A 26,423-nucleotide genomic window follows, 5' to 3' on the forward strand; every position below is an offset into this window, starting at 1 on the left:
CGTCGCTGTGTTACCCTTGCCCGAACATGTTGACCCACCGGATCAGCATTGGTGCCAGACAAATCAGCAATAGGACAGGCATCATGCACATGGCCATCACGGCAGACATCTGCACAGGCAGACGGTTTGCCTTTTCCTGGGCGCGAAGCTCTCGGTCAAGCCGCATGTCAGTGGCGAAGCGGCGTAACGATGCGGATATGCTGGTTCCGTACTGGTTGGATTGCAAAAAGGCGTTCGCGAACGAGTTCATCTCGTCGATACCGACCCGGTTCGCCATGTCCAGAAAGGCGGCCTGACGTTCTTTGCCTGCCTGCAACTCCAGTTGAAGAACCGAAAACTCCTGCGAGATTTCCGGAGCTGCCTTGGCCATTTCATGCGAGACCCGGATCATCGCCGCGTCAAAGCCCAGCCCGGCCTCGATAGCGACTTGCAGCAGGTCAAGCGCGTTAGGCAGGCTGTGTTCGATGGCCTGGCGGCGTTTCTTTATGCGGCGCCGCAACCACAGTGCCGGGCCATAAAAGCCCAGGGCCATCAGTGCCGTCACGATCTGCATTGTGTTTATCCAGGTAACACCCTGCAAAAGGTCGGCGATCCCTAACTGAACTTGCGTTTCGATCGGCAATGCCATGGTTGCGACGAACGCGGCAGGCAACACAAATCCCAGGACGACCCGAAAGGTATAATAGGTGCGAATGGCGTGCTTTTGCCGAATCCCGGCCTGTTTCAACAGCTTCCCGATCCTGGAGCGTTCGCGTTTTGACGACGGGACGAAGGCCTTCAGCAGCCCGTGCGGGTCGCTATTGTCACCCTGGATAAGGTCAAAATCCTGCCCATGCCCTTGTGAAACCGACCCAACGCGCATACGGCGTGCTGCCGTGTTTTCACTTGCCGTAAATCCGGAAAGGCCCATGACGACAAAGAAAACACTAAGGGCAATTCCGACCAACAGGATCAACTGCGGTGTGATGCGCGGATCGTTTAGAATGTCCTGAAATATATCCATACCCCAATTCCCCTTAGAATCTGAATTTAACCAGCCGCTTCAGGATGAAACCCTGGGCAATTGTCAGGCCAATGATCACCTGGGCGAAATACGGAAACAGCGGATCGCTGCGTACGTCGCCGTAAAATGTTGGGGAGGAGACCTCGATCGAAAGATAAATGATGACCGGCAAAATCGTGAGGATAAGGCTGCTCAGGCGACCTTCGGCGGAAATTGCCTTGATCTTCTTTTGCATCGTGTGCCGGTCCCGGATGGTCTGGGACAGAATGCTTAGAACGCGGGACAGGTTGCCGCCAGTTCCATGCTGAATGCCGATACTTACAGCAAGGTATTTTGCATCCTCTGTTCCGACGCGGTGCGCAAAGTCGTGAAAGGCGGTCGCGACGTCATCACCATAGTTGATCTGGTCTTTGATGATGCCAAACTCTGACCCGATCGGATCCGGCAGATCAGAGGCAACGTTTCCAACCGTCACTGCAACGGGATGCCCCACCTTCAGCCCCCGGGCCATCAGGTCTAACGCGTCTGGCAGTTGTTTCGTCAGTTTCTTCGCGCGGGCGTCTTTCATGGCGACCAGCACGATAACCGGGCCGATGAGGCCGAACACAGCGCTCAGAATGACTGCCAGTTCCGGTGCAAGGAACCGGGAGGCCCCGAAAAAGATCATCAAAACCAGAAGGGAGACGGCGAGAACCACCCAAACCGGGTTGACCGCCAAACCGGCTTGCACAAGCAGACGACGAAACCGCGTAATCAGCCCGGCTTTTTCACCAGCAGCCAGCATTGCGGGATCGCGAAGCAGCTGCAACACCTGATCCGTCGAAGCCCCGTTCTGGATCAGTTTCATGCGGCGGTTTCTGGCTTCGCCATGCGTTTCCTTGCGCGCCAGAAGCTGGTGAACGCCTTCGTAGGCAAGCAGAATACCCAGAAAAATCGAAATATAGATCAGGATGTTCAGTATGTTGGGCTGAAGGTCAATCATGATGTCGTCACCCCATGAATAAACATGTTGGTGTCCACATCGACACCCGCCGCCACCAGCTGGTCGAAGCATTTTGGCCGTATTCCGGTTGGCAGGAACTCTCCCAGAACGTCGCCGTTTTCAGACTTGCCACGGCGCTTGAAGACAAAGATGTCCTGCATCGTGATCGTATCGTCTTCCATGCCCGTGATTTCGGAAATACTGACGACCCTGCGTGTCCCGTCGCTCAGACGGCTGAGTTGCAGGACGATCTGAATGGCCGAGGCGATTTGAGACCGGATGGTTCTGACGGGCAGGTCCGCCCCCAGCATCGTCACCATCTGTTCGACCCGGCTGAGCGCATCGCGGGCCGAATTCGCATGTACGGTCGTCATGGAGCCGTCATGTCCCGTATTCATGGCCTGAAGCATGTCAAAGCATTCGGAACCACGGACTTCGCCGACAATAATGCGGTCAGGCCGCATCCTGAGCGCGTTGCGCACCAGATCGCGTTGCGTGATCACCCCTTGACCTTCCGAGTTTGGGGGGCGGGTTTCCAAGCGTACGACATGGCTTTGCTGTAACTGAAGTTCCGCTGCATCTTCGATTGTCACGATACGCTGCTTGCCGTCGATATAGGATGAAACGGCATTCAGCATTGTTGTTTTGCCCGAACCGGTGCCCCCCGAGATCAGAATGTTCAGCCTGGCTTCGACCAACGCGGCCAGAAGCTTGGCTGCCTGTTCGTTCATGCTGTCCCGTTGAACCAGCTTGTCGATGGTCAAAGGATTGCGCGAGAATTTGCGGATCGACAGCGCAGGCCCATCAACCGAACACGGGCGGATAATCGCGTTGACCCGGCTTCCATCTTCCAGACGCGCATCGACCCATGGCTGGGATTCATCAATACGGCGGCCGACCCGGCTGACGATCTTGTCAATGATCCGAAGCAGATGGCGTTCGTCGCGGAAGCGTACGGAGGATTGTTCCAGCAGGCCAAATCGTTCCACATAGACCTGATCATAAGAGTTGACGAGAATGTCGTTGATGGTCGGGTCTTCCAAAAGGGGTTCCAGCGGGCCCAGACCCATCACTTCGTGAATGAGTTCATCAACAAGGGCTGTAAATGCCTCGGACCGTAAATGAAGGCGTTCGGCCTCGATCAGCCCGGTAACCAGCGCGGCGATCTGACGTTTCAGTTCGGACCGTTCGACCTTGTCGATCACCGACAGGTTCAGACGGTCGAGAAGCTCGCTGTGCAGACGGCTTTTAAGCTCCAGATGCGCTTGCAGGTCAACGTCCACCGGCTCTGGTGTTGCTTTGGACTTTGACACCTCGATCGGCCGTTCCAGAACCAACACGTTCGACTTGGACGCGGCCCGGCGTGATTTGTACTCGTTAAACACGGCGATCTCCCATTATGCAGTTTTTTGTGTGGCTGGCCGGGTGCCTTCGGACATGGACGCAGCCAGTTTCGTCAGGGCCTTGCCAAGATCCGAATGCGGCTTCATGTCCACAATCGGTCGTCCCAGATCGACTGCGTTTCGCGCAATCTTGGGATTGTCCGGCAGCCAGTGCTTCAGTTTCGTTTCCAGCACTTTTTCGGCCTCGCGAACATGTGCAGGTTTGATCATCGTCTTTCGTTCGCGGTTCACGACAACCTCGACCGGTAGGGCTACGTTTGCCTCGCGATAGAAATCGATCAGGCGCCGGGTCTGGCGAACGCATGGAACCGTCGTGTCAGTAACCAGTGCAAGTTGGTTCGCGCGTTTAAAGATGGGTTCGACCCATTCCACAACGGCACAGGGCAGGTCGATGACAACATAGTCGTACCGGCGCTGAAGCAGGTCGAGCACCCCCTCGATCAAGCCCGGTCGTATGGATTGAAGCGGAACCAGCGGCACGGGCGCGCACAACACATCAATGCCGAGCGTATGGTTCTGAAGGATCGACGTCAGGAAATGATCATCCGGCTCTTCCTGATTTTCGATGAGTTGGAGGCATCCCCCGTTATCTTCTAGATCCAGAAACACGTTCGCGTTTCCGAATTGCAGATCAAAATCCAGAAGCGCGACGCGGTTTTTCGCCTTTTTCCTCAGGAAGGATCCTTTCCCGCCCACCAGTGAGCAGGCAAGGTTGACTGCGACCGTTGACGCTCCGATTCCACCGCGGGATTTTGCAACCGGGATCACCGTGCCAAGGGCAGAGGGGCCATTTCGAATGAACCCTTGCGGAAGTGATCGGGAAGAGATTTTTTCTGCTACTGCAGCTTTCAGCCCATCCTCGTCAATGGACAGGGGCAGAACCTCGTCGATGCCGATTTTCCGCAGTTCGCGGGCGACCGAGATCGAAACATCATTCTGCGTCAGCGCGACAAACAAGGTGTCGTCTTGTCGATGGGTCAGCAGGTCTTTGACAGCCAGAACCTCGCCCGCGTCGCAGGGGTCGATTTCGAAAATAACCAGGTCATGCTTGAATGCCAGATTGCGTGCTGTTCCGTTCAAAGCTTTGAAAGAACCCGCATTCTCTGAGATTTCGTTATTTTGACCGGCGGGAAAGGCATTGGCGACCACCTGAGCGACGGTTTCGCTTTCAGATACAAGCATGACAGAATGTGAATTGAGATTGGAAACGTTCTTAACCATTAACCTGACTCTCCTGATGCCAGGTCTTCGGCAGGCAGCGAAACGCTGAAATTGGAAAACCCGGCTGTTGAAGGAATTGTGCTGCTGGTCGCGCCCGCGGCATTTGCAAGCGCGGCCAGCGGCGACACGAACTGAAAATCATTCAGGTTCAGCTCAACCGTGACCATGGGCGTGTAAGGGCCACCCAGGAAGCCCAGATTGGAATTGAAATCATAGGAAAACTGCAAGGCGTCAATCGTCGTGCCGGGGGGCAGCAACGGGTTGATGCGCCCCCAGATTTCAGATGCTGTGGTGTTGGTGGCGTCACCCACACAAGCTGGCGTTACGGGGTCGGCACATACGCCAGCCGACGCACTGCATGGGGTGCCAAAGCGAGGGGACAACGCGGATGTTCCCCGCGTGTGGGTTTGTGGCACACCCGGACAGGCCGCAGGGCGCACCACAGCGATGCGCGCCGCCAACTGTGCGGCTTTTTGCGCGTTCACTCCGCTGTATGATAGCCGACCAAAGTCCAGCAATGCCAGGAACAGGAAGGAAAACAGGGACACCACCAAGGCAAACTCAACAAGAACCCCACCATTCTGGTCGCGCAGCATCTTGTCCGCGACCTGGCGCAAGATAGCGCGGTTATTCCGCAACCGTGTCATTGGCCAAATATCCGCGATGTGTCAGCGACGTCGGTGGTTATCGATGACGCGCCGCTGCCGAAAAGCTTCAGAATGCCCCCCAGCGGGAACTGAACGGTGATATTGGCGCTTACCTGACCGACGGGTGCCGGGTTCATGCGATACGTGCCCGACACGCAGGACAAGCTGGGCGTTACTGAGTTGACGGTTATACTGGGTGGAAACAGGCTGTTGCCATGAATGTCACGCTCGACAATCCCTTTCAGAGTTGTGCTGAGCCCCGCGACAGTTCCGCCAGACGAACAGATATCCGAGGGCGTGACGCGCGACATATAACGGCTGGCATCACGGACCCCGGCAATGACCGACTGGTACGACCACATGAGGCGTGCGGATTCCAATGTCACCGCCAACAGCAGCAGCATAATCGGCATGACGAGGCCGAACTCGACAAGGATCGCTCCATCGTCGCTTTTGGCGAAGCGCTTGAAAGGGAATTTTAGGCGAATACACATGAACCCTCAGCCCCTACCGATACAACTGTACGACGTCGCGAAAGATGCCGCCAAACCCGTTGCCGCCGCTGCCAACTCCGGTCACATCGGGGAAACCGACGACCTCTCCGTGGATGTCGAAACTGGGGGGTGAGCCACCGTCATCACCCACCGGTTCAGTCAGGAACACGGCTACGAATTTTGTGACTGGAACTCCGGTAGTCGAACCGGACACCGGGTTCTGCGCGCAATCGACACCAGCAGCCGTAACAACGCGTCGCGCCGGGTCCTCGGACATCTGGCTGGAACACATTGGACGACCGGTTTCGGCAAGCGAAGGGTCCAGAATGGAGTTTGCATTCGGTAGCGCGTAAGGGTTTGTATTTCCGTAGGCTATTTCCCTAAGATACATTCCGTACCGCGTTCCTGCGAAAACGGTATCCGATCCGGACAGTGCAGGCAGATGCGCGTCGCTGCCTATGCCGTCGGCAATCCCATCTGCCAGATCGTGGTTTCGATTAAGGTACCCGGTTCGATCCCAGTTGCCGTCGCCGAAGCGGTTGTTTCCACCGCAGGTGCCCGCCGTCATGCACAGGTCGCGCCCCAAACCGGTTGTATCAGGGGTCGTCTGTTCATTACCCTGAATGCAAGCGCCGCCACCGTTGCTTTCAATCCCCTTGATAACATTCGGTGCGGGCGCGAAATCGATGTTGTTCTTCTCACCGTTGAGAACCGAGCGGTAGATGTCAAAGCGGACGTTGAATGCAGCGTTGGTAATGCCGTTTTTCTGGCCGGGTTCGGTGTTCAGACCATTGGTCAGAACACATTGGGTGATCTGGCTTTGCGCCGCGATCAGACAGGCCAGCTTATTGCCCCCTTCGTCGGCACATACACCCGAGCTGTCTTGGAAATTCGCCAGATCAATAAAGCCGAAATTACCCGGACCCCAAGCCGTTCCGTTGCCGCCGCTGCGCAACAGAATCTGGTCGCCCACAGTCAAAGTGGATTCCCAATTCGGGGGCAGGCAGAACATCAGGGGTGAGATATCGCACGCCGCTTTCGAGTATCCGGCCACTGCCTCGGCTGAAACGCTGGCAGCAGAAAACCCAGCCCCACCAAGCATTTTGTCCAGCGCCGAAGCCAGGCTCATCGTCAGGGACTTGGGTGTCAACACGATCTGCGCGAACCTGGCCTTTCGTGGATCGGTTGTAATATCTGCGCCAAGCGGGGTCAGATCCGATGCCGGAAGCGCCGAGTGAAACAGGAGGGTATAATCCGAAGATCCTGAAAGCGTGGTCGCCCCGTTCGCGAATGTCTGGCTGTCGCTGACAAGGTTTGCTGCTGCATTTGTGGCGCGTGTAATCGCGTCCGGTTGGCCGTCCAACTCTCCCGCTGCGGCCAAAGCTACATTGTCGGCGAATGACTGAAGCTCTGCATGTGTCGAATTCAACCGGCCAACGTCCAGTGTGATTGCAAAGAACCCAAGGAATGCGACCAAAGCAGTGCCCCACAGGATCGCGACGGTGCCGTTCTCCTCTTGGGCGAATGCGGATATGATAGAGCGAGTTGGCATGGCTGAACTTATTGACCGGGTGTCTGACTGACTTTGATTGGGCGAATGCGGGGTTTGACGCGCGGAGTCGCGGACGCCGGCGCAAGCTGCGCATCTTTTTGGGTATCAGGTTGCAATTCGGCGGCGGGCGCAGTTTCTGTTGCCTGTTCCGCTTCTTCCTGTTGCCGCTGGATGGTCACAACCTCAGTCTCGGTTCCCCGGCGCAGCTTTACAGTGGGTTGAATATCAACCTTTTCCACCGGTCCTTCCTCCTGCAACAAATCGCGCAGGCGAACCATCTCCATGGGTTCATCCTCGACGCTGTCCAGGGTGCGAAGTGTCAGGCTCAGGGTTCCGGCCTTTTGAGCCAGGGCCAGACGTTGACCTTGCTGCGGGGTCACTTCCACCGTAATCGTGCGGGCGACCTCCGGCTGATCGCTTAATTCTTCCGACTGCTGGTCCACGCCAATGACGCGAATGTTCTGCAAGATGGTGACCGCGCGCAGGTCCTGCTTGGCACCTTGGGTCAAGACGATATCAACGTGATCGCCTGGGGTAACAAAACCGCCCACGGCTGTTACAGCATCGACCTCGATCGCCATGGCGCGTGTGTTTTCACCCAACTTCTGAACAAGGGTGACTTTTTCTCCAAAGTTCGAAACCTTGGAAAGAAGCATTACTTCGCCGGGATAGAACCGACCCTTGGCGCGCCGCAGCTGACGGCGATTGTTTGGAACAAGTACATCGATGTCCGTGAAAACTCCGGCCGGGAGCGCCTCGCGCGGCCAGGGGTGAATTGTGACGTCGTGCGCTTCGATCGTTTGGCCAAAAGCGATTTCTGATCGGGCCACGTAGATCTCAACCAGATCGGCATCTGGTGAGATACCTGCAGTGCTTGTCTTAAACTGAATGTGATCCTTCGCCAGGTAAACGGAACCGGACGCTATCGCGATTCCAAACAGTGTAGAAATGATTGGCCTGATACGCATCACTCTCTCCAACAATTACGTTCTGAAATATGGAACTTCGGTCGTCCTGCTTTCGCGAAATTCCTGGCGGTGAACTCTGCGCCGCAACAGTGGCGCGGCGGCACAGAGCTCTGTATTTTGGTAAGTGTGTTTGGGTCAGCAGGTCGCGCTACCCAGAGCAGCGCATGCACCAGTCACGTTTGTGTTGGTAGTGGTGCCCAGATACGAGAATGCGCCAACTGCAATCGACGCCACGACCAAAAGAGCCAGGCCATATTCGACAATTGCTGCACCGCTTTCATTCTTAACAAACTTCTTCATGAATTTAGTCATTATTTCCCCCAAATAGGTTAGACGTTATCAGCGCTCCGTATTCTTGAGCGCAAGCCAGGCGAAAATGCATTAGCTCGGGAATCAGAATAGGAACGGGGGAAATGCGTGCCTTCCTTCAAAGGTAATTGAAATACACCTTTTGGTTGAATCAATTGAAGAAAATCACCCTTTTGGGCGAATACATTTAACCCTGCGTTAACAACGTATTAACGTTCAGCGAATCGCCCTTTTTCGGAAACAATGAATTGAGCCGGGTCGCAATTGTGAGCGGGATGGTGGTTGATTTTTACTGACCGGTCTGGCGTTTGCGGATTGGCATCGTGCGGTTCAGTGATGACAAGACTTAGAAAAGCATATTAAAAACAGATATATAAAGTTTCTTAAAAGCCTTTGTTTGAAAACTTCCCGCGCAGACAAGCCGATAATTCCGGTTGCTGTGACTTCGAAAGGAACACAAATTTGTTGTAGTAACCCGAACCTGTTTGTTTGGTCGGTCTGTTTAGTTGAATGGTTAATTGTTATGAGTGTGAGTTTTTTAAAGAGCGCTCAGGCGAGGGAGAGTCTGGACTTTGTAGTGGAGTGGACTCAGGCCCTATGCGGTAATGGCTCCGTGTCTCGATCCGTAAATTGTTTAATGCGCCTGGCAAATGCTGATGCGGTTCTAATTGTCAGAATGCAGAAAAAGGATTGGAAGGCAAAGCATATTGCGCGCTGTTGTGTCCAGCAGGGGAAAATCTGGCCTTCACAGCCGCAAACGCAGGCAGAGTTGGTTATTGGAGAATGTATATCAACGGCAAGGCCGGGTTCAGTCTGGAAACTATCAGACTTGGTGTTATCCGACGCATCACCAATCTCCCATTGTCGGCCCCAAAGGCCTGAGGGGCTGGTGGAGGTTATCCTGATTCCGCTGGACGTAACCGGGGCGCAGGTTGATTACATTGAGCTTCACTACAGTATTCACCCGCAGACCTTCGAACTTGATCTGATAAGTGCGCTGGCTCCAACATTATCGTCTGGCTGGAGCAAACGCTTGCCTGGAACAGTTGCTGCCAACTCCGAGGTTCTTCGGAGTCACCGGTCCAAGTTCAACAGCAACAATCGCTTTGTTCCGATCCTTGATCCACATAATCCGGCCGACCTCAGCAGATGCGAGTTTCGGGTATGTGCGATGATGAAAGAGGGAATGACAGTGAAGACGATTTCGGAGACTCTGTCCATTGGCCCGACAACAGTTCGCTCGCACCTAAGTTCCATATTTTCCAAAACAGGGGCGACGAGCCAGGTCGAGCTTTTGCATCTATTGAACCGAAGCGTTGATGCTGACAGGGGTTTTGCTCAGATCGCGGGTTAGCGAACCGAATGGATTGCTATCAGGACGGTCTGAAGACCTTTTCTTGATCTTTTAAGGATCCATCTGTCGTCATGGTCCTACCCATTGTTGTTCCATGACGGTCGAACAACTGCTGAACTTAGTCGCAATTTCGTCGGCTGTCTTGTAAGTTTCTAAATTTCGGCCGCAATTTTGCTCTCTATAGCAATGTAGGGAATCTGACTCGTTCGCCATGACCAACTGCCGCTTTCGTGGGGAGGAAACAACCCTACGGAGTGGGGAGAACGCGTCAGATTTTTATGCTCTTCCAGTTTGATTGTATCTGTTGACGAAAAAATATCCTGTTTTGTTAGCTACTTAGTCGTTGTTCATGATTTCGCGACAACATTAACATAATGTGAACAATGTATTCTCTGAGTGTTCAACTGGCTCGGGGCATACTGATCGCACAGGCCGGGCAAACCACGTCCGGTTGAATGGAAGGGGAACAGCATGATCAAGACTGCTATTGAGGTTGCGCCGTATGCATGTACGACAATGCAACCCCATGATCCCGTCATGAACGGTGAAGTTTCTAGTAATACAAATTCGAGCAGCAGTCGCTTCCCTCCTATCGAAAATGCACTGACAGAAATCGTAAATAACAAGCGACTAGAAGAGGCGAACCGGGACTTCTGAAAATCAGACGTCCGATGGATTTCCGGATCAACTTGATCAGGGAAAGATAAAGCCCGCTCCGAATTGGAGCGGGCTAAATTTTTTCTCAGTAACCTTTGCCAACTTGCGTCGGGCATAAGCGCAATACAACCTGGCGGTCAGGATCTTAATGAGAAAGTCGGGCCAGCCAAACGGCTGGTAATCACTTAGCTGGCCCGGTCTTCTGCCCACTTCATGAGAATGAAGGCAAAAGCTATTAGCTATCCAATCCGAGCATTGCCTTTACAGCAGCCTCGACCTCGTCGGTGACGGGTTTGTTCGCAGCGTCTTCCAATGCCGCGCGCTCATTGAGTGACTGCTGCTCAACGGCGTCTGCCAGGTCTTCGACGTCTTGCACGGCTTCCTCGTACTCCAAGGCTGCCTGTTTTTCGGCATTCAGGCTGTCAGCGGCATCTTTGGAAGCTTGCAGATCATCGTTTGCGTCCTGAAGTGCGTCCTCGATGTCAGGATTGGTGCCTCCCGCATCTGCCAGTTGCTGTTCGAGATCATCGACGATGTCCTGCTTTTCCTGAACATCGGCCAGCGCATCCTCAAGGTCGTCATTGATTTCAGCGCTGGAGCGCTCCGGCGGGGTCATATCATCCAGAAGGTCTTGTTTTTCGGCAAGCTCAGCTCGGATGCTGTCGCCAGCCAAAACCGTGTCGCGATAGGTTGCAATGCGACCGACGCGCGAATTCGGGGCAGCGTTCTGGAGGGCCTTCTCACTTGCGTTGGCTGCGTTCAGTGCGCCCAGTTCCGAAGGGTGGACGCCCAGCGCGGCAGCCAGTTTATTCCCCTTCTTGTGGGAATCGGTCAGGTCCGTTTCCTCGACCTGAACCTTAGATTTTGTCGCGTGCGCTGACGGTGCGGTCTTGGTCTGAGTTTTCGTGGACTTCTTACCGGTAAACAGTTCTTTCAAAGAGAACGATTTTCCCTTCGAAGATTTTGACTTCGAACCCTTTGCGCCAGAGGTAGTGCGCCCTGACTTGCCGGCGGATTTTGAGCCGCCACTTTTGGTCGCGCCATTACCGCCGCTGTTGCCTTTGCCCTTTCCGGCACTGTCGCTGTTTCCTTTGCCACCACCGTTACCACCGCCGTTTCCGTTACCACCACCATTGCCACCGCCGTTTCCTTTACCGCCGCCTTTGCCATCTTTTGCATAAGCCACGTCAGGAAATGCAATCGCGCCAACAATTGCGGTGGAGCCTAACATTGCGATTGCGAGTGCAGAGGCTTTCAGCAAGCCGGTCATATTGGTTTTCATAGCGTTCCTCGTAAATCGAAGGCGTGTTTCAGTGGTCCGACATAGTTTTCCAAGATTCGCACACAGGCAAACCGCTTGCCGGAATCAAGATCTGACAGGTGCTATCTAAACCGATCATCATTGAACCCACGCCAAACTGGTCGTTCATCCCCAGTTCATGTTGAAATCGGTAGATTATGTAGGTGGTTGCGCAGTAAAGAGTGCCGAAGATGAGAAAGCTCTTAACCATTATGTTTCTTATTGTCTTTCTCCAGCCCGGAGAAGGCAATGCAGCCGTTCGTGAGCTGAAGCAGGCAGAACTGCGCAAAGCAACAACCTCGGGCAACGCAATCCGGTTGCAGAAAGTCATCAAAGGGGTCGAACAGGTCTTTGGCGGTACGCCTATTGATGCGCGAGCTTTTCAGGCCGACAAAGTTTACTACCGCGTACTGGTCAAAAAGCCGAACGGGAAGATTGTCAGTGTTATTGTTAACGCAAAAACCGGCGTTGTCGTTTCCAACGGGTCCAAGATCGGCAAACAAATCTCAGAAGCGGCCAAATCTGCGCCCGGAAACTCGGCCAATGCGAAATCTCAAGGCAAGTCTTCAGTCAAAGCAAATGGCGGTCAAAGCGGCAACCGCGGGAACAGCGGTGGCGGTCGCGGCAACTCTGGTGGCAATGGCGGAGGCAACTCCGGAGGTAACGGCGGCGGCAACTCCGGTGGTAACGGTGGTGGCAATGGCGGTGGTAACGGTGGTGGCAATTCTGGTGGCAATTCTGGCGGCAACGGTGGTGGAAACGGTGGCGGCAACGGCGGTGGTAAAAAGTAATGGTTAAACTGCCATTCGCACGCCTATAATTCCCAAGTATGAGAGTCTTACTGGCAGAAGACGAACCGCACCTTTGCGAGCAGATCAAGAAACTGTTGAACGCTGAAGGTCGGGTCGTGGACATTGTGAACAGCGGCCTGGAAGCTTTGCATCTGGGTGCAACAGAACCCTATGACATGATCATCCTCGATATTGGATTGCCGGAACGCGATGGCATTTCAGTTCTGCGGGAATGGCGCAGTGCGGGCATCAAGACTCCGGTGCTGATCCTCACGGCCCGCGATGGCTGGAGCGAAAGGGTCGACGGATTGGACGCAGGCGCGGACGACTACATGACCAAGCCGTTCCATATGCCCGAACTGGCAGCGCGGGTCCGTGCCATACTGCGGCGGCAGAGCGGTCAGTTGAATCCCGTCGTCGAAATGGGAAATGTTGTGCTGGATACCCGCAACGGGCGTGTAACGGCGGATGGCGTGCCCATCGACCTGACCGCGCAGGAGTTGGCTGTTCTTACATATCTGGCCCATAATGTTGGGCGTATGATCTCAAGGACCGAGTTGTCGGAACATATCTACGAATACGATGGAGACAGGGACTCGAACACCATTGCGGTCTTCATAACCCGTCTGCGCAAAAAACTTGGCCCTGATCTGATCACAACGATTCGGGGCCGCGGATACATGATCGACTCTGCCTGATGTTATCTCTGCGTCAACGGGCTCTACTGGGGGGGATCGCGTCGGGTGCCCTTTCAGTGGGTGTTGGTACGCTGGCCGTGTTCTCGTTCATCAATGCCCGCGTTTCGGACAGGTTTGATACCGCACTACTTGATCGTCACACGCAACTGGTCGTTGGGTTGAGCGTTACGACCCATGACCCGGATGCGCTGCGCGATCTGATGTTCGATCCGGCCTATGGCACACCGTATTCTGGCCGATACTGGCAAGTCAGCAACAGCGAAGGCGAAATCTTTACGTCGGCTTCCTTGTTTGATGAAGTCATTGCCGAACCCCTTGGCACCCCTGATGTAACGACGCTTTGGAACACTCCCGGTCCGGAAAGCGAAGCTTTACGAGGAGCCTTTCAGAAAATTACCTATGAGGATGGCACGGTCTGGGGGGTCAGCGTTGCCGAAAGTCAGGCCCAGCTTGTCGCGGAACGCCGCGCTGCACAACAAAGCCTGCTTCCGGTTTTTGCGCTGGTCGGTCTGATCGGTGTCGTTGGGTCACTACTTCTGACGTCAATCATCCTGACGCCACTCAGAAAGCTTCGGTCAGATGTGGCGCATCGTTGGGATCGGGACGAAGACCTTAGACCAGGCGATTATCCAGAAGAGGTGTCTCCTCTGGTCGAGGATCTGAACCAGCTCTTGCGTCGAAACCGGGAAATCGTATCGGGATCACGTCGTCAGGCGGCAGATTTGGCCCATGCCCTGAAAACACCTACTGCAATCATGCGCAATGAACTGCTGCTGTTGTCCGAAGCGGGAGGTTCTACGGAAACCGCTGTGGAAGCTCTCGACCGCATTGACGCGCAGCTGGGCCGGTCGCTTGCCCGAATGCGGGCGCTGAATACTGCGGACTTGACCCATTCTCGTACCGATCTGTCTCATTCGATTGATCGACTAGCGCGTCTGTTCACCACCATGGCCGAGCGCGAAGGAAAGTCATTGGAAATCGAACGCGACCCGGGTCTTTGGGTGCGTATGGACGCGCAGGATATCGAAGAAGTTTTGGGCAACCTGCTGGATAACGCGGTCAAATGGTGCAAACATAAGGTCCGCGTGACGGCTATGAGAACCTCGAACGGGATCGAAGTTGTGATTGACGACGATGGTCCGGGAATTCCTCAGGGCGCTCACCGCGAGGCACTGCGATCGGGGGGGAGGCTGGATACCTCTGTTTCGGGCAGCGGCCTTGGGCTGGCCATCGCGGTTGATTTGTTAAAGGCCTATGACAGTCGGCTTGATCTGGGTGCATCCAGCTCGCTTGGCGGTTTGGAATGCCGGATCGTAATTCCCAAGGGAACCAATGCGCATCCTGCGACGGGCTGATCATTTGCCCTGAAGGTTCAGGGTGCTTTGGGTGTGTCGTAAGTGGACAAGGCACGAAAACAAGAAAAGCGGACCCATGACAGGTCCGCTTTTGCCCTTGCGGGCGATAGGCAGCCAAGGTGGGCTTAGCTGCTCATGTCATAGGCCCGCTCACCATGTACCGAGAGGTCGAGGCCATTTGTCTCGGTCTCGGCGTTTACGCGAAGTGGTGTGATCTGTGCAACCAGTTTGACCAACACAAACGTGACAACTGCCGTGAAGGCACCCACGATAACCAGCCCGCCCAACTGGGCGGTCCATGTGCCAAGGCCAAACAAGGCGATCATGATGGTGCCAAAGATGCCTCCGACGCCATGTACCGCGAACACGTCCAGCGTGTCGTCGATATTCAGCTTGTTGCGCACCAGACTGACGGCTTCCTGACACAGAATGCCCGCGACAGCGCCGATGATAAGGGCCTGAATCGGCCCCACAAAACCCGAAGCGGGCGTGATCGAGGCCAGACCTGCAATTGTCCCGGTGACAAGACCCACCATCGAGGCTTTGCCAAAGCGGATGCGTTCCCAAAGCGCCCATGTCAGTGACGCAGTTGCGGCGGACAGGTGGGTAACGGTCATCGCCATCGCAGCGCCACCGTCCGCGGCCAGTTGCGAACCGCCATTGAAGCCGAACCAGCCGACCCACAGCATCGCGGCGCCGACCATGACATAGCCGGGATTATGCGGCGGGGTCGTTCGGTTTCGGCGCGGGCCAAGGATGACGGCGATGATCAGGGCTGCCAGACCAGCGGTTTCGTGCACCACGATACCGCCAGCGAAATCACGCACGCCAATGTCACCCAAAATACCACCATCGGACAGCATTCCACCGCCCCAGATCCAGTGAACCACCGGCGCATAGCACAGCAGCATCCACAGCGCCGAGAAGGTGAGCACAAAGCCAAAGCCCACCCGTTCAACATATGCGCCCACGATCAGGGCCGGGGTGATGATGGCAAAGGTCATCTGAAAGGCAAAGAACAGGATTTCTGGGAGAGTGCCAGCAAGGCTGTTCACATCAACACCGTTGAGGAAAGCCTTGCCCAAACCACCCCAAAGCCCACTTTCACCGGGTCCAAAGGCGATGGAGTACCCGGCCACCAGCCACAGAATGCTCATCAAACAGGCAATGGCAAAGCAATGCATAAAAACGCTGAGCACGTTTCGGGCACGTACAAGCCCGCCGTAAAACAAGGCCAGACCCGGTAATGTCATGAAAAGGACCAGTGCTGTAGCAACTATGATCCAGGCTGTATCGGCTCCATTCATGGGCCGCTCTCCTTTTCCCTGCATGGTTTCCCGGGCAGGTCATCTGACAACGCCCGGGATCGAGTGAGTGTATGTGCAGAGCCTTGAAGCGGAGGGCAGGTGAGGAAAAAAGAGGCAATACCCGAATTGGTCGCCTATTTTGTCGCCTTTTGTTCAAGTGATGACAGTTTTGGCGGCTATGGGCAGATAATGCCTAAAAAAGGTGCGCGTTATGAAAGCCCGGTCAGAAGCAACGCCAGCGCATGATCCCGCGCGGCGCGGCGCACCGCATCCCGCCCTTGCGCGCCAAACTCAATCGTTTCTGTTCGGGTTTCCCGGCCTTCTCTGGCCAGTCCGAAACATACGCGCCCTTCGGGTTTGAATTCAGACCCGCCCGGCCCGGCAATGCCGGTAATCGCGACGGCAAGCTGCGCTTGTGAGTTGCGCAATGCGCCTTCGGCCATTTCGCGAGCGACCTGCTCGGACACTGCGCCGAAAGCCTGCAGGGTTTCTGCCAGCACACCCAGCATGTCCTGCTTGGCCCCGTTGGTATAGGTAACAAAACCCCGATCCACGACGGCCGAGCTGCCGGGTATATCCGTCAGGGCCGCAGCGACCATACCGCCGGTGCAGCTTTCCGCAGTGGCGATCATAACGCCCTGCGCTTTGGCGCGGTTCAGCAGGTCGGGCACGTTCATAGGCCCAGAACCCCGTGCGTGATGCCAGCCAGAACCATCACGCCAACGGCTGCGAAAATACCCGCAATCACGTCGTCCAGCATCACTCCCATAGGATCGCCGCGACGATCTGCCCAACCGACGGGGCCGGGTTTGGTGATGTCGAACAGGCGGAACAGAGCGAACCCGGCAACCCAGCCGGGCCAGAGGGCGGTAATGTCGATCCCATGCGCCCAGGACGGATATGAGATCGCCCAGAGGGCAATGAACTGGCCCGCGACCTCATCGATGACGATTTCCGACGGGTCGTGATCGTCCTGGCCGTCGGTCATCACGCGCGTGGCCCACAGGCCGCCTGCGAACACCACGAGCGTTGCGATTGCCAGCAATGGGAATCCGCCCAGCGTGTGCAGGACCCAAGCCATCGGCAGCGCGGCCAGCGAACCCCAGGTGCCGGGGGCAGGGCGTATATATCCGACGCCGCCAACGGTGCCAATCAACTGCGCCGCGTTCATGATTTCACCAGACAGGCCGTCGCAATCGATGCGATGCCTTCACTGCGACCGGTGAAGCCCAGACGCTCGGACGTGGTGGCCTTGATCGAGACCTGATCGGCACGCAAGCCCATGATTTTGGACATTTCTTCGCGCATAACAGCGGCGTGAGGGCCAATCTTCGGGTATTCACAGACCAGCGTACAATCCACGTTCGAGATGCGATACCCCATCTGTCCAGCCAGTTCGACCGCGTGACGCAGAAAGATCTCGCTGGCGGCCCCTTTCCATTGCGGATCCGAGGGCGGAAAATGCTGTCCGATATCCCCTTGCGCCAATGCGCCATAAATCGCGTCGGTTACAGCATGCATCCCGACATCCGCATCCGAATGCCCCTGCAACCCGCGATCATGGGGAACCTTCACACCGCAAAGGACCACATGATCCCCGTCGCCAAATCGGTGCACGTCATAGCCGTTGCCAAGTCTTACATCCATATCCATTCCCATGATATGTTCCGCCCGGGCAAAATCCTCGGGGCGGGTGATCTTCAGGTTGTCCGCATCGCCCGGTACGATGCAGACATCTACCCCCGCCGCGCGTGCAACCTCAACATCATCAGCAGCACCGCCCGGATGCGCCGCATGGGCGGCGGTGATGGTGTCATAGTGAAAGCCTTGCGGTGTTTGCGCCGCAAACAGGTTGCTGCGGTCTTGTGTGCCAGTCACGACCCCGTCTTGTCCTATCCACAAGGCGTCAGTCACCGTCAGTCCGGGGGCGGCGGCCTGATGTGCATCCAATGCGTTCAAGACGTCCTGAATGGTGCGCGACGAAACGCAGGGTCTGGCAACGTCATGAATCAGGACGCGCTTCACGTCGAGGTGCGCCAGGGCCTTCAAACCGTTGCGTACAGAACCCGTGCGATCTGTGCTGCCCGAGGCGAGGATCAGATCGGTATCACGAAACTCCTCCCAGACCAGAGTGTCTTCGTCGGATAAGACCAGAACGATATGGGCGACCTGTCCGCGGAACCGATCGATTGTCCAGTCTGCCACGCGGCGTCCTGCAAGGCCGCGCCACTGTTTTGGGACGTCGCCCCCTGCGCGCAGGCCGCGGCCTGCGGCGACTATGATGGCAGCTGTGGTCATGCCGCGCGCCCTCCATTTTGTTGCGTTTGTTTAGGCGGCGGTGATTGCAGTGGCAATCACCTATGGTCTGGTGATTAAAAAATAGGCAGATGATGGTTTTGCGGGCTTGTTGCGCGTCGTTTTGTTGTTCATATGCGTGGAATTCGATATCAGAACTGCAATTGCCCAAGGATTAAGCACGTTGACTTTCCGCTTCGCTGACAAACTCGTAACATCGCCGGTTTTGCTGGCCCCGATGGCCGGAATCACAGATCGCCCGTTTCGGGATCTGGTTATGCGCTTTGGCGCCGGCATGGTCGTCAGCGAAATGGTCGCCAGTCAGGAGATGGTGCAGGCCAAACCCGGAGTGCGGGAACGCGCCGAACTGTCCGCCGATGTGGAAAACACAGCTGTGCAACTGGCAGGGCGCGAGGCGCATTGGATGGCCGAGGCCGCCCGTCAGGTTGCTGATCGGGGCGCGCGGGTGATCGACATCAACATGGGGTGTCCCGCCAAGAAGGTGACAAATGGGTATTCCGGTTCGGCCCTGCTGAAAACACCGGACCACGCACTGACGCTGATTGAGGCCGTTGTCAGTGCAGTTGACGTTCCGGTGACATTGAAAACCCGTCTGGGGTGGGATGACACCCTGCTGAATGCCCCCGAGGTTGCGCGCCGTGCACAAGAGGCAGGCGTTCAGATGGTTACGATCCACGGACGCACGCGATGCCAGTACTACAAGGGGCGCGCTGACTGGAGCGCGATCCAGGCCGTGAAACAGGCCGTGTCGATTCCGGTTATTGCGAACGGAGATATTGTAGACACAGCTGCCGCACGAACCGCTTTGGAACAATCTGGTGCAGATGGGGTCATGGTCGGGCGTGGCGCACAGGGTAAACCCTGGCTTCTGGCGCAGATCAGTCACGACCTTTACGGGGCGGATGCGCCGGATATTCCGGTCGGGAATGACCTGATCGACATGGTGCGCACGCATTATCAGGCGATGCTGGGGTTCTACGGTGCCGATCTGGGCCTGCGTGTCGCCCGTAAGCATCTGGGATGGTATATGGATCAGGCCGCAACCCCTGCGCCGCTGCGCCGGGCGGTTCTGACGTCGCGCAACACGGATGATGTCCTGCGCCTTCTTGGGGATGCACTTGCCGAAACGGGCGAGGCGGCGGCATGAACTCCAACGCCAACATCTGGAACTCTTTGCCGGTTCCGGCTTTCATTATTGATGAAAACGACCGCATCGCAGATGTGAATTCGGCGGGCGAGGGGTTTTTGAATGCCTCGCGCCGGTCGGTAATCGGGCATCCGGTATGGGACCAGATCGCCGTTGATGCGCCGCTTGAGGAAGCATTCCTGCGCGCCCGGTCGCAAGGCACGCCACTGTTCGTTAATGACGTGGATGCGGGTTCTGGGAATCGTGCACCCTTGCAATGTGCGTTGCAAATCGCGCCTCTGGTCGGGCATCCGGGGTCGATGATCATGATCATATCGCCTCGTGAACTGGCGGGCCGGATGACCTTGGGCAACACGGTCAAGTCAGCGGCGCAGTCGGCGATTGGCATGGCCGAGATGCTGGCGCACGAAATTAAGAACCCACTGGCCGGGATTACCGGTGCAGCGCAACTGCTGAGCATGAATATTTCGTCACAGGATCTTGAACTTACAGACCTTATTGTGGCCGAAAGCCGCAGGATCGTGAAGCTTCTGGAACAGGTCGAGCAATTCGGCAACTTGCAGAAACCGGACCTCAGGCCGGTCAATATCCACGATGTACTGGACCGTGCAAGGCGGTCCGCGCTGCTGGGATTTGGCGCGGATATGACAATCATCGAGGATTACGATCCGTCATTGCCGCTGGCCTATGGCGATCCGGACCAGTTTCTTCAGGTGGTTCTGAACCTGCTGAAAAACGCATCCGAGGCCGCGGGGCCTCAGGGCGGAACAATCCGTCTGCGCACGTATTTCGAACATTCCTTCCGCCTACGCCGAAGTGATGGATCGGGTCATTCCCTGCCGTTGCAGATCGAGATCATCGATGACGGTCCGGGCCTGCCCGAGGATATCCGCGGTGACATTTTTGACCCGTTCGTGTCGGGCAAGGAAAACGGCACCGGTCTGGGACTGGCGCTGGTCAGCAAGATTGTTTCCGACCATGACGGCTGGATTTCAGCCGACTCCGTGCCCGGTCGCACCGTTTTCAAACTGTCGCTGCGCCGCGCGCCGCGAGATGCAACAGAGCACAAGAAGGAGAGCACCTGATGGATGGCACCGTACTGGTTGCGGATGACGACCGCACAATCCGCACCGTTCTGACTCAGGCGCTGACGCGGGCCGGATGCAAGGTGCACGCAACGTCTTCGCTGACCACCCTGATGCGTTGGGTCGGCGAAGGCAAAGGCGACGTGGTCATCTCGGACGTTGTCATGCCCGATGGCAACGGTCTGGAGATGCTGCCGAAGATCGCAAAGGATCGCCCTGGATTGCCGGTTATCGTGATTTCCGCGCAAAACACGATCATGACGGCGATTCAGGCGGCTGAGGCTGACGCATATGACTATCTGCCCAAACCGTTTGACCTGCCGGATTTGATGAAACGCACGGCGCGGGCGCTGGATCAGAAGCAGCGCGCACAGCCGGAACCCATACAGGCAGGTGGTGAGCGTCCGGATGAGCTGCCGCTGGTCGGTCGCACGCCAGTCATGCAGGCTTTGTATCGGTTGGTCGCCCGCGTGATGAACACCGACCTGCCAGTTATGATCTCGGGTGAAAGCGGAACGGGTAAGTCGCTGATTGCCCGGGCAATTCACGACTTTTCGGACCGGCGTACATTACCCTTTGTCACAGTCACCGCAGCCGACCTAAGCGATCTGGAGGGCCCGGCCCGCGTGATGGCGCGGGTGCGTGGCGGTACGCTGCTGATAGATGAAATCGCGGATATCGGCGATGAAATTCAAGCCCGCGTGGTGCGTATGATGGATACGCCCGGCGATCATGTTCCGCGTTTCATGGCAACCAGCCAGACAAACTTGACCGATGGAATGGAAAACGGCCGTATCCGGCAGGACCTGTACTATCGTTTGTGCGGGGCAACGATCCACGTGCCCTCGTTGCGTGAAAGGGTCGACGATATTCAACTGCTGGCCGAACATTTCCTGGCCCGGGAAGAGAAGGAAAGCGGAAACAAGCGGTGGCTCAGCCCGGAAGCGGTTGAGTTGGTGCGGCGCTATTCATGGCCAGGGAACGTCCGGCAACTGGAAAACGCCGTTCGCCGTTTGGGGCTGACCAGCCGGGCAGATGAGATTTCGAAGGCCGAGGTGGAAATGGTGTTGGGCAGCCAGCCCGAGGCTGCGCCTGTTCTGAGCGGCGGCGAACGCGAGAAGCTTTCAACCTCGGTCGAGCGTCACCTGCGACGGTATTTCGATCTGCACGGCAATATTTTGCCGCCGCCGGGCCTTTATCAGCGGATTTTGCGTGAGGTTGAGGCCCCGCTGATCGAAATCGCACTGGATGCAACTGGTGGGAACCAGGCAAAATGTGCTGATTTACTGGGGATTAACCGAAATACGCTGCGAAAAAAGATTACAGATCTCGATATACAGGTGACACGGCGCCGCAAACTGATGTAATATCGCCACACAAACCGTGGCATCCCGGCATCTGTCGGGAAAAGATCACGATATATGGCGGTAAGCCGCACAAGCGGCACTTCAGGATGAGGGCAGACGGTGGCAACCCGAGCACAGAGCGGGATGATCCCATCGATTGGTCGATGGCGTAAATCACGGAAACTTCGCAATTTCGGCACCTTTGGGCTGGTCCTCATGGGGCCAGTTCTGGCGCTTGCCACATACCTCGTCATTGGTCCTTTTGACCTAGGTGCGACCGCGCCGACATTGCGGCTGATTCTGCTGGCTGATCTTGTCTATGTTCTGGTTGTGGCAGCTTTGGTGCTCAGTCAGTTGGGCAGCCTGATTGCTGCAAGGCGGGCCAAGTCGGCGGGCTCGCGCCTGCATTTGCGTCTGATTGGGGCGTTTACGCTGCTTGCGCTGGTTCCGACCGTTACGGTCGCCATTTTTGCCGGCCTGACCGTGAATATCGGCCTGGAAGGCTGGTTTTCGGATCGCGTGCGCCAGGTTGTCGGGTCTTCCCTGACAGCAGCAGAGGCTTATGAGCAGGAACATCGCAGCGGTCTGACGCAGGACGCTACGGTTCTGGCGCGGTTCCTGAACAATGCACGTTCGGTGGAGTTCTACATTTCTGATGCCGAACTCCGCGAGGTTCTGGCGCAGGGGCAGGCCCGGATTCAGCGCGGGTTGCGCGAAGCCTATGTCATCGACGGCACGGGCGAAATCCGGTCGCGCGGGGATCGATCCTATCTGTTCAACTATGAGGAACCAACAGCCGAGCAAATGACGGAAGCGGCAGATAAGGGGCTGCTGATCATTGCCGACTGGCCGAATAATGAATTCCGCGCGCTTGTACCTCTGACCGCTTATCTGGACCGCTACCTCTATGTCAGCCGCGAGGTGGATGGGCAGTTGTTGACACTGCTGGATGACACCAAGGAAACGGCGCAGTTCTATCAGCAGCTGGAAAGTGAACGGGGCAGGGTGTTGTTCGAATTCGGTCTGCTTTATCTGGGCTTTGCGCTGATCCTGATCCTGGCTGCGATGTCGCTGGGGATGTGGTTTGCCGAACGCCTGTCGCGCCCGGTCGGACGTTTGACCACAGCGGCGCAGCGGGTCGGCGCCGGAGACTTGAGCGTTCAGGTCATCGAAGAGGCCAGCGACGACGAAATTGCGATGTTGGGCCGATATTTCAACCAGATGACCCGACAACTAAAAGGGCAGCGGGACACGCTGCTGGAAAACACCCAGCAAATCGAAAGCAGGCGTCGCCTGTTTGATTCCGTGCTCAGTTCGGTCACGTCCGGTGTTGTCGGCGTGGACCCCGATGGATGCGTTACGTTTGTCAATCGCTCGGCTGAACGCTTGCTGGACTGGTCGCGAGGTGAAGAACACCTGGCTATCGGCATTGCGGTTCCCGAGTTTCTGCCTTTGTTTGAAAGCCTCAAGGACAGCGGGCAGGAGGCTGTTCAGGGTGAGGTTAAGGTCACACGTAAGGGGCAGCTTGAAAACCTGCTGGTTCGCATGGCTATCCGTCGTGGAGAGGATGGCGGGCTGGAAGGCTATGTGGTTGCTTTTGACGATGTAACCGATCTGGTCAGTGCGCAGCGAATGGCGGCGTGGGGTGACGTGGCCCGCCGCATTGCACATGAAATCAAGAACCCATTGACGCCGATCCAGCTCAGCGCAGAGCGCATCAAGCGCAAGTTCGCCCGCAAACTGGATGAGGAAGACAGCGGCAGCCTTGAATCGATGACCGGCGTCATCGTGCGGCAAACCAATGACCTGCGGCGTATCGTGGATGAGTTTTCCAAGTTCGCGCGGATGCCCGAGCCCGTTCGCCGCGAAGAGGACCTTGTCGAACTGGTGCGCGAAGCCGTACTTTTGCAACAGGCGGGACAGCCGGACGTACAGATTGATGCCGACCTGCCGCAGCAGCCGATCATGGCGGATGTAGATGCGACCATGCTTAATCAAGCGTTGACGAACCTGATTAAGAATGCCGGAGAAGCCATTGCAACTCTGAAAGAAAAAGGGGCCCCGGACAACCTGGTGCCGCAGATCAAGGTGGCGGTTTCAAGCGATGATGCGGGTACAGTCATCACCATTGCAGACAATGGGATCGGTCTGCCGGAAGACCGGGCGCGTTTGTTTGAACCTTATGTAACGACACGCGACGAAGGTACCGGGTTGGGTCTTCCGATCGTCAAGAAAATCATAGAAGAGCATGGCGGCGCGCTGACCCTTGAGGACGCGCCCGTATTTGACGGGCAGGACCATTTTGGCGCAATGGCTGTGATCCGTTTGCCTGGGGCAGGTATGTCCCCAACCGTTGCGCCGCAGAAGCAGGCAATTAGAACCAACAAACTGAAAGCAGGCCAAAGATGAGCGACATTCTGATCGTAGATGACGAGCGCGATATTCGCGAGCTGGTGTCCGACATTCTGGAGGACGAAGGCTATTCAACCCGGCTGGCAGCCAACTCGGACGAGTGCATGGCGTCGATCAATTCCGAACCGCCGGGGCTGTTGATCCTAGATATCTGGCTGAAGGACAGCCGTATGGACGGGATTGATATCCTCAAGTCGGTAAAACGCGATAACCCGGATGTGCCGGTGGTGATTATTTCGGGCCACGGCAACATCGAAATCGCTGTTGCTGCTATCAAACAGGGTGCTTACGACTTTATCGAGAAGCCCTTTAACATTGACCAGTTGATGGTGGTGATCCGCCGCGCGATGGAGACGTCTCGTCTACGGCGCGAGAACGCGTCGCTGAAGCGGAAAGAGGTCAACAACTCCGACATGATCGGCAAATCCGCGTCGTTCCGGGCGATGCAGGGGCAGTTGGACAAGGTTACCAAGTCAAACGGTCGCGTCATGCTGCGCGGGCCTGCGGGTTCTGGAAAGGAAATTGCCGCGCGCTATATCCATGCCCACTCCAACCGCGCAAACGCTCCCTTCGTGACCGTCAACTGTGCCGGGATTGAGCCTGAGCGTGTGGAAGAAGTTCTGTTTGGCCGGGAATCGGCCGAACGTGGTGTGGAATCCGGATTGCTGGAAGAAGCCCACGGCGGCGTGGTCTATTTTGATGAAGTGTCCGACATGCCTTTGGGTACACAGTCCAAAATCCTGCGTGTGCTGGTGGATCAGCAATTCCAGCGCGTGGGTGGCTCGGACAAAGTGCGCGTGGATCTTCGGGTGATCTCATCGACCAACAAAGATCTTGATGATGAAATCGCGGCCGAGCGGTTCCGGGAAGAGCTGTATCACCGTCTGAATGTGGTTCCGATCACCGTTCCATCACTCGAGGACCGGCGCGAGGATATTCCGGTTCTGGCCCAGCATTTCATCGAAATGTGCAACGAAACCCAAGGGTTGCCTATGCGGGAGCTGTCGGACGAGGCGGTCGCTTTGCTTCAGACAATGACGTGGCCGGGTAACGTGCGCCAGCTGAAAAACTTGATCGAACGTGTTTTGATTCTGGGTGACGGCACCGGCCCAATTGAGGCGCGCGAGCTGCCAAGCGAAGAAGACAAGGCCGAAGAGTCGGGCCGCGTTGTCTTGTCGGGGGCGCTGGCCACTTTGCCGCTGCGCGAGGCCCGCGAAGCGTTCGAGCGTGAGTATCTGCTGACCCAGATCAACCGCTTTGGCGGCAATATCAGCCGCACCGCCAGCTTTGTCGGGATGGAACGCAGTGCGCTGCATCGCAAGTTAAAGTCGCTGGGTGTTGTGACCTCGAACAAATCTGGTGCGCGGGTCGCGCAAATCGACGAACCCGAACCAGCAGAATGAGTCTGGGGTCATAGTTCACGGGCAGATGGATGTGTGGAAGGGATGGCGAGAACGGTGAACTCTGATCGGTCTGGCCGGTTCGTCGAAGGCTACCCGGCTTTTGGCAGGCGGTTAAAGCGACTTCGACGGTCGATCGGATTGAAACAATCCGCGCTGGCAGAGGTTCTGGAGGTCGATCAGACCACGGTTTCCAGATGGGAAAACGGGATTCAGATTCCGACAACTGATCTGCAACACTCGGTGTTTGCTGCGCTGGCTCCTTTCAGGGCGGATGACAACGCGTTAAGACGGCTTGTCGTGAACTCGGCCGACTGCATCCATCTGGTTGAGGAGGCCAGCCATATGTGCCTGGCCTATTCCCGCCGGCGGGCGCGGGACTGGAAAACCACCCAACGGGCACTGCTTGGCGTGTCCCTCTGGCAATTTGCGACGGACGAAATCCGTCAGGCTGAGGCCGAGCTACAGGACGAGGGATGGTGGGATTTGCAAGCGCCCAACCCCAAGTCGTTTGTAACCTCCGAAGCGCGGCACGACCGTATCCGGATCAGTGCCGGACAGATCACCTGGGAACGGTTGTACCTGTCGGATGGAACGCCGGTCCGGCTGGTCAGTGGGGCACGGTCGGGACGCGCATAATTTATGCGTATTCCTGTGCGGTCGGGTGCAGTAGAAC

25 protein-coding genes are annotated in these 26,423 nt (G+C 56.5%); 11 read left to right on the forward strand and 14 right to left on the reverse strand.

Annotation, left to right across the window (positions count from 1 at the left end; all coding sequences use genetic code 11):
• Positions 1–10 precede the first annotated feature (10 nt).
• From ACR0DS_RS05330 to ACR0DS_RS05370, 9 genes are all read right to left on the reverse strand, one after another.
• Complete coding sequence (locus ACR0DS_RS05330; protein ID WP_480558011.1) at positions 11–1,003, reverse strand: type II secretion system F family protein; 993 nt, start codon at positions 1,001–1,003, stop codon at positions 11–13.
• A 13-nt stretch (positions 1,004–1,016) separates the two neighbouring features.
• On the reverse strand, positions 1,017–1,985 hold the full coding sequence (locus ACR0DS_RS05335) for a type II secretion system F family protein (RefSeq protein ID WP_480480649.1): 969 nt from the start codon (positions 1,983–1,985) through the stop codon (positions 1,017–1,019).
• Positions 1,982–3,370: a TadA family conjugal transfer-associated ATPase gene (locus ACR0DS_RS05340; RefSeq protein ID WP_480558009.1), complete on the reverse strand. Its 1,389-nt coding sequence runs from the start codon at positions 3,368–3,370 to the stop codon at positions 1,982–1,984. Before ACR0DS_RS05340 ends, ACR0DS_RS05335 begins: the two co-directional genes overlap by 4 nt.
• 12 nt (positions 3,371–3,382) lie before the next feature.
• Positions 3,383–4,570, reverse strand: coding sequence for a CpaE/TadZ family protein (locus ACR0DS_RS05345; RefSeq protein WP_480616705.1), 1,188 nt, complete (start codon positions 4,568–4,570; stop codon positions 3,383–3,385).
• 38 nt (positions 4,571–4,608) lie between these two features.
• Positions 4,609–5,256: a TadE/TadG family type IV pilus assembly protein gene (locus tag ACR0DS_RS05350; protein WP_267367915.1), complete on the reverse strand. Its 648-nt coding sequence runs from the start codon at positions 5,254–5,256 to the stop codon at positions 4,609–4,611.
• Entirely contained in the window at positions 5,253–5,750 is a 498-nt protein-coding gene (locus ACR0DS_RS05355) for a TadE/TadG family type IV pilus assembly protein (protein WP_480558004.1), read from the reverse strand. Before ACR0DS_RS05355 ends, ACR0DS_RS05350 begins: the two co-directional genes overlap by 4 nt.
• A 13-nt stretch (positions 5,751–5,763) precedes the next feature.
• Complete coding sequence (locus ACR0DS_RS05360; protein ID WP_480558002.1) at positions 5,764–7,302, reverse strand: pilus assembly protein TadG-related protein; 1,539 nt, start codon at positions 7,300–7,302, stop codon at positions 5,764–5,766.
• An 8-nt stretch (positions 7,303–7,310) separates the two neighbouring features.
• Positions 7,311–8,270: a Flp pilus assembly protein CpaB gene (cpaB, locus tag ACR0DS_RS05365; protein WP_480558000.1), complete on the reverse strand. Its 960-nt coding sequence runs from the start codon at positions 8,268–8,270 to the stop codon at positions 7,311–7,313.
• A 135-nt stretch (positions 8,271–8,405) separates the two neighbouring features.
• The gene (locus tag ACR0DS_RS05370) at positions 8,406–8,582 is read right to left on the reverse strand and encodes a Flp family type IVb pilin (protein WP_209503749.1); all 177 of its coding nucleotides are present in this window, start codon (positions 8,580–8,582) and stop codon (positions 8,406–8,408) included.
• Positions 8,583–9,255: 673 nt separating this feature from the next.
• Here ACR0DS_RS05370 and ACR0DS_RS05375 point away from each other — a divergent pair.
• Together ACR0DS_RS05375 and ACR0DS_RS05380 are read left to right on the forward strand one after the other, a co-directional pair.
• Positions 9,256–9,933, forward strand: coding sequence for a helix-turn-helix transcriptional regulator (locus tag ACR0DS_RS05375; protein WP_480492696.1), 678 nt, complete (start codon positions 9,256–9,258; stop codon positions 9,931–9,933).
• A 471-nt stretch (positions 9,934–10,404) separates the two neighbouring features.
• Positions 10,405–10,590 carry a hypothetical protein gene (locus tag ACR0DS_RS05380; RefSeq protein ID WP_480557998.1) on the forward strand — a complete coding sequence of 62 codons (186 nt, stop codon included), beginning with the start codon at positions 10,405–10,407 and terminating at the stop codon, positions 10,588–10,590.
• 235 nt (positions 10,591–10,825) lie between these two features.
• Here ACR0DS_RS05380 and ACR0DS_RS05385 read toward each other — a convergent pair whose 3' ends face one another.
• The gene (locus ACR0DS_RS05385; protein ID WP_480557996.1) at positions 10,826–11,872 is read right to left on the reverse strand and encodes a hypothetical protein; all 1,047 of its coding nucleotides are present in this window, start codon (positions 11,870–11,872) and stop codon (positions 10,826–10,828) included.
• Between the two features lie 209 nt (positions 11,873–12,081).
• On the opposite strand from ACR0DS_RS05385, the gene ACR0DS_RS05390 reads away from it, so the two are divergent.
• The 3 genes from ACR0DS_RS05390 to ACR0DS_RS05400 are packed head-to-tail and all read left to right on the forward strand — an operon-like array spanning position 12,082 to position 14,734.
• A complete protein-coding gene (locus ACR0DS_RS05390; protein WP_480485466.1) occupies positions 12,082–12,681 on the forward strand; it encodes a PepSY domain-containing protein in 600 nt (199 codons plus the stop codon).
• A 38-nt stretch (positions 12,682–12,719) separates the two neighbouring features.
• Entirely contained in the window at positions 12,720–13,379 is a 660-nt protein-coding gene (locus ACR0DS_RS05395; RefSeq protein WP_209503754.1) for a response regulator transcription factor, read from the forward strand.
• A complete protein-coding gene (locus ACR0DS_RS05400; protein WP_480557994.1) occupies positions 13,379–14,734 on the forward strand; it encodes an ATP-binding protein in 1,356 nt (451 codons plus the stop codon). Before ACR0DS_RS05395 ends, ACR0DS_RS05400 begins: the two co-directional genes overlap by 1 nt.
• Before the next feature lie 125 nt (positions 14,735–14,859).
• Here the strand turns inward: ACR0DS_RS05400 and ACR0DS_RS05405 are convergent, their stop codons facing one another.
• The 4 genes from ACR0DS_RS05405 to ACR0DS_RS05420 all read right to left on the reverse strand — a co-directional run bounded on the left by ACR0DS_RS05405 (position 14,860) and on the right by ACR0DS_RS05420 (position 18,339).
• Entirely contained in the window at positions 14,860–16,041 is a 1,182-nt protein-coding gene (locus tag ACR0DS_RS05405) for an ammonium transporter (RefSeq protein ID WP_480557992.1), read from the reverse strand.
• 209 nt (positions 16,042–16,250) lie between these two features.
• Positions 16,251–16,718 (reverse strand): CinA family protein, encoded by a 468-nt coding sequence (locus ACR0DS_RS05410; RefSeq protein WP_480480675.1) that lies wholly within the window; start codon positions 16,716–16,718, stop codon positions 16,251–16,253.
• Complete coding sequence (locus ACR0DS_RS05415; RefSeq protein WP_480480677.1) at positions 16,715–17,212, reverse strand: phosphatidylglycerophosphatase A family protein; 498 nt, start codon at positions 17,210–17,212, stop codon at positions 16,715–16,717. The genes ACR0DS_RS05410 and ACR0DS_RS05415 overlap by 4 nt, the downstream gene beginning before the upstream one ends.
• Complete coding sequence (locus ACR0DS_RS05420; RefSeq protein ID WP_480557990.1) at positions 17,209–18,339, reverse strand: bifunctional 2-C-methyl-D-erythritol 4-phosphate cytidylyltransferase/2-C-methyl-D-erythritol 2,4-cyclodiphosphate synthase; 1,131 nt, start codon at positions 18,337–18,339, stop codon at positions 17,209–17,211. Before ACR0DS_RS05420 ends, ACR0DS_RS05415 begins: the two co-directional genes overlap by 4 nt.
• A 181-nt stretch (positions 18,340–18,520) precedes the next feature.
• On the opposite strand from ACR0DS_RS05420, the gene dusB reads away from it, so the two are divergent.
• The 6 genes from dusB to ACR0DS_RS05450 all read left to right on the forward strand — a co-directional run bounded on the left by dusB (position 18,521) and on the right by ACR0DS_RS05450 (position 26,386).
• A complete protein-coding gene (gene dusB / locus ACR0DS_RS05425) occupies positions 18,521–19,504 on the forward strand; it encodes a tRNA dihydrouridine synthase DusB (RefSeq protein WP_480557988.1) in 984 nt (327 codons plus the stop codon).
• On the forward strand, positions 19,501–20,589 hold the full coding sequence (locus ACR0DS_RS05430; RefSeq protein ID WP_209503761.1) for a two-component system sensor histidine kinase NtrB: 1,089 nt from the start codon (positions 19,501–19,503) through the stop codon (positions 20,587–20,589). Before dusB ends, ACR0DS_RS05430 begins: the two co-directional genes overlap by 4 nt.
• Positions 20,589–21,956, forward strand: coding sequence for a response regulator (locus ACR0DS_RS05435; RefSeq protein ID WP_209503762.1), 1,368 nt, complete (start codon positions 20,589–20,591; stop codon positions 21,954–21,956). The genes ACR0DS_RS05430 and ACR0DS_RS05435 overlap by 1 nt, the downstream gene beginning before the upstream one ends.
• Positions 21,957–22,079: 123 nt before the next feature.
• Positions 22,080–24,344, forward strand: coding sequence for a sensor histidine kinase NtrY-like (locus ACR0DS_RS05440; RefSeq protein ID WP_480558324.1), 2,265 nt, complete (start codon positions 22,080–22,082; stop codon positions 24,342–24,344).
• The gene (gene ntrX / locus ACR0DS_RS05445; RefSeq protein ID WP_480473070.1) at positions 24,341–25,750 is read left to right on the forward strand and encodes a nitrogen assimilation response regulator NtrX; all 1,410 of its coding nucleotides are present in this window, start codon (positions 24,341–24,343) and stop codon (positions 25,748–25,750) included. Before ACR0DS_RS05440 ends, ntrX begins: the two co-directional genes overlap by 4 nt.
• 42 nt (positions 25,751–25,792) lie before the next feature.
• Positions 25,793–26,386: a helix-turn-helix transcriptional regulator gene (locus ACR0DS_RS05450; protein ID WP_480557986.1), complete on the forward strand. Its 594-nt coding sequence runs from the start codon at positions 25,793–25,795 to the stop codon at positions 26,384–26,386.
• Positions 26,387–26,423 lie beyond the last annotated feature (37 nt).

This window comes from Ruegeria sp. AF5 (assembly GCF_056541905.1).